Origin of the sequence: Pseudobutyrivibrio ruminis AD2017 (genome assembly GCF_000424305.1) — a bacterium.
GTDB lineage: Bacteria > Bacillota > Clostridia > Lachnospirales > Lachnospiraceae > Pseudobutyrivibrio > Pseudobutyrivibrio ruminis_B.
This window is the reverse complement of the sequence record NZ_AUJQ01000022.1, coordinates 1-6,397: the sequence shown is the minus strand read 5'-3', so window position 1 is coordinate 6,397 and position 6,397 is coordinate 1. Positions and strand designations below refer to the sequence as shown.

Here is a 6,397-nt window from a genome sequence, read left to right as displayed (position 1 = left end):
TTTCAAAAGTAGAGGCAAAGAACAATAACAGCCTCAAGTTCACATATGTAGAAACTGAAGATAATGAGACATTACTACAAAAAGTGACCGACCAGACAGGTAGGTCTGTTTGTTATACATACGATGATGCAAAGCATCTTGTAGAGATAACAGAGTTAGATGGAGCAGTAAGAAGATTTACATATGCTGATAATGGAAAGATTAAGGATGTAATCAATCCAAAGGGAATTACAGCTATCACAAATGAGTACGATAAGCTTGGACGTACTGTAAAGCAGAGCTTCCCAGATAATTCTGTAATGACCTATGAGTATGATGATGTAAACAAGACTACCATAGCAACAGAACAGAATGGTAATAAAGTTGTTTATACACATGATGATTTAGAGCGCCATACAAAGACAACTTACTATGATGGTGAAGAACGATTTACTTATAACGTAAGAAACCAGAAGACCAGTTTTACAGATAAGAGAGGAAACACAACCCGTTTTGCCTATGACAATAAGGGACACCTTACAAAGATAGTAGATGCGGCCGGAAATAAGACTTTCATCACATACCGAGCTGATGGAAAGCCAATGGCTGTAAAGGGTGCAAAGGGAGAAGTCTATAAGTATTCTTATGACCTTAATGGAAAGCTCTTTGAACTTAGGAACCCACTTAATGAGACACAGCGTTTCTACTATGAAGGCTCAAACCTTTGCAAGACAAGAAATGCAAATGGAGCAGTAACAAAGTTTTCTTATGATAATCGTGGAAACGTAAATACGATAACAGATCCAGATGGAGTAGTAACAGAGTATACATACGATGAGTTGAATCGTGTTATCACTACAAAAACAGCAGACGGTAGTGTTACAACATTTGAGTACGACAATGCTGATAGAATTACAAAGGCAACAGATACTCTTGGAAATACAAGAGAGTATACCTATGATGCCATGTGTAAGGTTACATCTGTAAAAGAACCAGACGGAACAGTTAAGTCTTATGAAATGGATGTAATGGGCCATGTTTCAAAGGTAGTGGATGAAGCAGGCTTTGAAACAGTAATTACTTATAACCTTATGGGTAAGCAGGAGAAAGTTGTTTTACCTAATGGTGGAACTATTCTTTACGAGTACGACCCACTTATGCGTCTTACAAAGGTTACTGACCCTGAAGGAAGAACAAGCAGCTATGAGTATGATAAGAATGGAAATGTAACAGCTGAGTATCTAGGTGATATCAGAGTAAGAAGTCTTGAATATGATGAGCTTAACAGAGTTATCGCTGAAACAGACGCATTAGGCCATAACAAGACATATGAATACGATGAAAATGGCCAGGTTATCTGCGCTACTGATACTCTTGGTAACAGATACACAAGAGACTACGATTTGCTTGGAAGAGTAGTAAAAGAGACAGATGCTCTTGGAAATACTACAAGCTACTCATACACAAAGCTTGGTGATATCGCAAACATTACTGATGCTGCAGGAAGAACAAGACGTTTTGAATACACAGATGGAGGAAAGCTTAAATCAGTTTCATTCTGTGGTAGATTAGAGCAGGAAATAGATTACGATAACGTTGGTCGAATTGTTTCTCGCTCATTTGCAGATGGCTATAAGATTAATTACAGCTATGACGTTCTTAGCAGAGTTTCCAAGGTGGAAGGCTCAGATGGACGAAAAGTAGCTTATGAATACGACGCTATGGGCAGAGCTACAAAGGTAGCTGATGGACGTAGCACTACCCTTTATACCTATACTGCTACAGGCCGTATTAAAAGTGTAGTAGACGCCTTAGGAAACGAGACAGCCTACACCTATGATGCACTTGATAATCTCAAGAGTGTTCAGAGGGCAGAAGGTAAGATTGAAAATAAAGACGATAGGATGCCTGTAGTAGGTGAGGATGGTCACGTAACTATCTATTCCTACAATCTTTCAGGACAACTTACTAAGATAACAGATGCCCTTGGTCAGGAAGAGACTTATGAGTACGACCAGTATGGACGCCTTAAGATTAAAACTGACAGGGATAATTATAAGACTACTTATAATTATAATAGTCTTGGCGCTGTAACAAAAGTAGGCTACTCAGATGGTAGAAGCGTAGCATTTGCTTACAATGAATTAAACCAGCTTAATGAGATAAATGACTGGCTTGGAAAGACTACCCTTGAGAATGATATCTTAGGACGTCTTACTAAGGTTACTGACTATCAGAACAGAACAGTAGCTTATGAGTACAACGAAATAGGAGCAAAGACTAAGCTAACATACCCAGATGGTAGAACAGCAGCTTATACATACGACGGCGAAGGAAGACTTTCAGGCATTACAGGAAATGGAGAAAAGACCAGCTACTCTTATGATGCCCTTGGTCGACTTACAGAAAAGCTTTTACCTAATGGAGTAAAGCAGGCTTATTCATATCTTCCAGGTGGAAACCTTGAAAGTATGACAAGCTACGACAGTAGGGGCGAGCTTGATAACTACTTCTACACTTATGATAATGCAGGACTTATCTCTGGAATTAATAGAAACAGACGTGATTTCGAGAAGGTATCTGGCCAGTATGATTATAAGTATGATGCAATCGGAAGACTGACTCAAACTACACATGATGGAGTAGTTAAATCAGCTTATGAGTATGATGCTTTTGGAAACAGAACAAGCCTTGTAGAAGATAATACGAAGACCGCGTATAAGTACGATGTCCTTGACAGACTTGTAAAAGTTAAAGAATTAAACAATAGTCAGGCTATCGTAAAAACGTATGATTATGATAAACGAGGCAATCAGACAAAAGAGTTTGTAGATGGTTTGTTACAAAAGACCTTCACTTTTGATGCAACAAACATGCTTTCAAAGGTAACTGATGTTTCTAACGGAGAATTCGAAAACCAGTATAACGGACTTGGCTTTAGAGTGGCATCTACAAGACCAGAAGAAAAGATAGAGTACCTATGTGACCTTTCAAGAGACTACTACAACCTTCTTGAGCGCACAGTAAATGGTGAGACAGAAAGCTTTATCTATGACAACAATGTAGTTTCAATGTCTAAGGCAGGAAGCAATTACTACTATCTCCAGGACGAACTCGGTTCGCCAATGTACCTTACAGGAACTGACGGAGTGGCAGTATCATCATACGCCTTTGATGACTTTGGACGAAACATCGATCCACGAACAGGAAGACAAAGAAAACATGAGTATACCACAGATGGCAACATCATCCAGCCATTTGCATTTACAGGCTATCAGGAAGATGAGGTCTCAGGCCTTAAGTTTGCACAGGCAAGATTCTATGATGCAAACACAGGAAGATTTCAGTCCGAGGATAATGTAAAAGGATTTATAAATGCACCATTTACATTGAATCACTATGGCTACTGTTGGGGAAATCCTGTTGGGCTGGCCGATAATGATGGTAATTGGCCTAGCTGGAGTGATATAAAACAAGGGGCATCTGATATATGGAATAATTATATATTTGGAACTTCTGAGACAAACTCTTACACGGTTGAAGGCGAGTATGATGGAGCAGTAGGAATTAGTAACGAAACTTCTTATACTGATGTCGTTAAAGATGATGGCAATAGGTTATTTAAACTTGAAACAACCCATAATATAAAAAATGGAAAAGAAGTAAGTACATCATGGGATTTTTCAATTAATTTCAAGGCACTTACGGGCGGAGAACATAAAACAGGTGTTGATGCTAGTGTGTCGTTGGGAGTATCATCTAGTTTTGATATTAATGCAGGTGCAAAAGCAAAAGCATATGTATATGGAGGTCATTTAGATGTAGGTGTGGATGCAACGGCAGGTGTGTCTCATATTGTCTCTGTCGATGCAAATACAGCAGTTGGTGGAACAAAAAATACATATGGATTTGGTGCTAACGCTGGATTAAATCCATGGTTTGATACACTGAATCTATATGGTTTTCATACCCATTCTGAAGGGGATTTCGAATCAACTAAAAAGGTTAAAGCTTATATTAAAACGGGATTAGTCGAAGCTGTAGTCGTGTCATTATATGCTATATACATGTATTTTATGACGGGGTGCCCAGCGGGATTTGATACTGTAAAACAAATGTGTACGTTTGAGTAAAGGAGTGCAATTTATGACTAATATTTTTTCTACAGATGCTGAGTGTATCAGAAGAATGACCATAGAGGAAGCATTGTGGGGCACAACTAAGGTAAGATGTTTTTTTGCGGTTGCAACTATTTTTTTCTTTAATATACTTTATGGAATTTTAGCTGGTAATAAAGAATTAATTACCCCAATGATAATAATTATTATAGCAATTATAATGATTATACTTAGAGCTATTATGACAGGCAATAAAGCGTATAAATTATATGGCAACCGAAAATTTAGATATTCATATGTATTTGATGAGAATAAAATATCTTTTGAAATATACAATGAAGATGAGTTGAAGGATGAAGGCATATATAAATATGAGGATATTGTGTATTTTCATAAAGTAACTAGGTATTCATTTATTTATTTTAAAGATGGAAAACTTGTTTTTTTGGACAATAAAGCTTTTCAAGGGGAAGATTACAAAAGAATTAGGGAGCTAATAAAAAGTAGTCAAAAGACCGAACAGGTAAAGATGTGTGATAATAAGTATGACTCTAAAGTATTTTGGATAACATTTATAGTTGGCGTAGTAATTTCATTTATTGTTGCACTAATCTATGTGAATAATGCACCTTTAAATGATTCAATAATGGAAATATATTTGAAAATCTCATTTAGTGGAATTATATTTTTCTTATTTATGGCTGCTGGAATAGTTGAATTTATAAATTGGTTTAAAGAAAAAAGTACTATATGGAGAGTATTGGCAATTGTTTTTTATCCATTGACAATAGGTGCGGTTTATTGCGTGGGAATAAAGAATGTAATTTTATTTTTGCTCAGAAAAATAAAAAAACTTATTGTGAGGAAATAGGTGGATACTATCGAAGGGGGATAAGTAAAGACTATAGAATGAAAATTGGGTAAAGCAAAGTTCTTGTGGGCTTTTTCTTAAGTAGCCCACAAGAATTTTTACAATTATGTTATTACACAAGTTTGTGCTCTTCAAGAAGGGAAGACAAAAGTATGGAAAACATTGTATGGAATGTGGCGAAGTTAAGAGAATACTTCGACTCATGCCAAAAGACATATAATTCATTTTTAGCGATGTCAGATTCATTGATCAAAGCCTTTCAGGCGTTTGTAGATGATGACACACATACAGGTACAGAAGCAGAAAGTTCCAAGGCATTTGTTACAGAAAGACAGATACCTTTAATTATAGATATAACAGATGCAATCCAGCAGCTGGAGGATTTGCAGGAAGCATTGATGACTGCATTTTCAACAGATGTGGATTCATCAGATAAAGCCAAATTAGGTGATGAGTATTTAAAGAAAGTAACATTAGATTTTGGTGGATATGAGGATAGCTTAAAAACTACAGGTGATGCCATATCATCCCTTGTTGATACATTAAATGCAAGCTGTAGTGAAGTAGGAAGCTACACCAAGCCATCATATACAAGCTTTTATACATCTATGGAGGCAATTGCATCAAATGATGGTTTAAGTGGAATTGCACCAGAAAGCAAAAAGAAGCTTGATGATTTTGATACAACACACAGCACAGATATCTCACTTAGTGCATACCAGACTCTTTATGAGACAATTGTTGCAAATATTGAGTCTTTTATAAATGGTATAGGTGATGGAAGATACTACGATATCACAAGCTTTAATGAGACTAAGAATAGCTTGAAGTGGGTAAATCCACTTGATGTTTTAGAGGGAGCAGAACTTGAAGAGTATAAGCAGTATGTAGAAAACATGCATGCATACTTAAAGGGAAAGAAAGAGCGCTGCGAAGTTTATAAGTATGACCCTGTAAACATGTGTAATGGTAATTACATAAATGAACATACAGATATCGAGCTTGGTGGAAGATATACTCTGGAGTTCAAAAGATTCTATAATGCTATTTCTTCAGATATGGGCTCTCTTGGAATGGGATGGACTCATAGCTTTGAAGTACGTTTATACGAAGATGTAATAACAGGAAGAATTAAGATTTTTTACGGAGATGGCAGTGAGGGCTCATTTAAGGCAGAGAAGGATTACTATGTAGAAGAGCATGGTGAGCCAGGAATCCTTAATAAGCTTGAGGATGGTTATGTAATAAGACAGGATGACGGAACTTTTGAAAGATTTGATACAGAAGGTTATCTTGTATCAATGGGAGACCTTGATGGAGATAACGTATTCTTAACTTATGAAAATAAGAACGGAAACAGATATCTTTCAAAAGTAGAGGCAAAGAACAATAACAGCCTCAAGTTCACATATGTAGAAACTGAAGATAA

The 6,397-nt window shown here is 36.6% G+C and carries 3 protein-coding genes; all 3 read left to right on the top strand.

Annotated elements, in window-relative coordinates; translation table 11 throughout:
- A partial coding sequence (locus G611_RS0110130; RefSeq protein WP_028243508.1) for an RHS repeat-associated core domain-containing protein occupies window positions 1-4,112 on the top strand: 4,112 nt, incomplete at its 5' end.
- Between the two features lie 13 nt (window positions 4,113-4,125).
- A complete protein-coding gene (locus G611_RS0110125; protein ID WP_028243507.1) occupies window positions 4,126-4,968 on the top strand; it encodes a YcxB family protein in 843 nt (280 codons plus the stop codon).
- Window positions 4,969-5,120: 152 nt separating this feature from the next.
- On the top strand, window positions 5,121-6,397 hold a 1,277-nt coding region (locus G611_RS14645; protein ID WP_036949080.1), incomplete at its 3' end, for a DUF6531 domain-containing protein.

Coding starts and splice junctions, on each gene's coding strand:
- G611_RS0110125 (WP_028243507.1), top strand. CDS start 4,126: ATGACTAATATTTTTTCTACAGATGCTGAGTGTATCAGAAGAATGACC.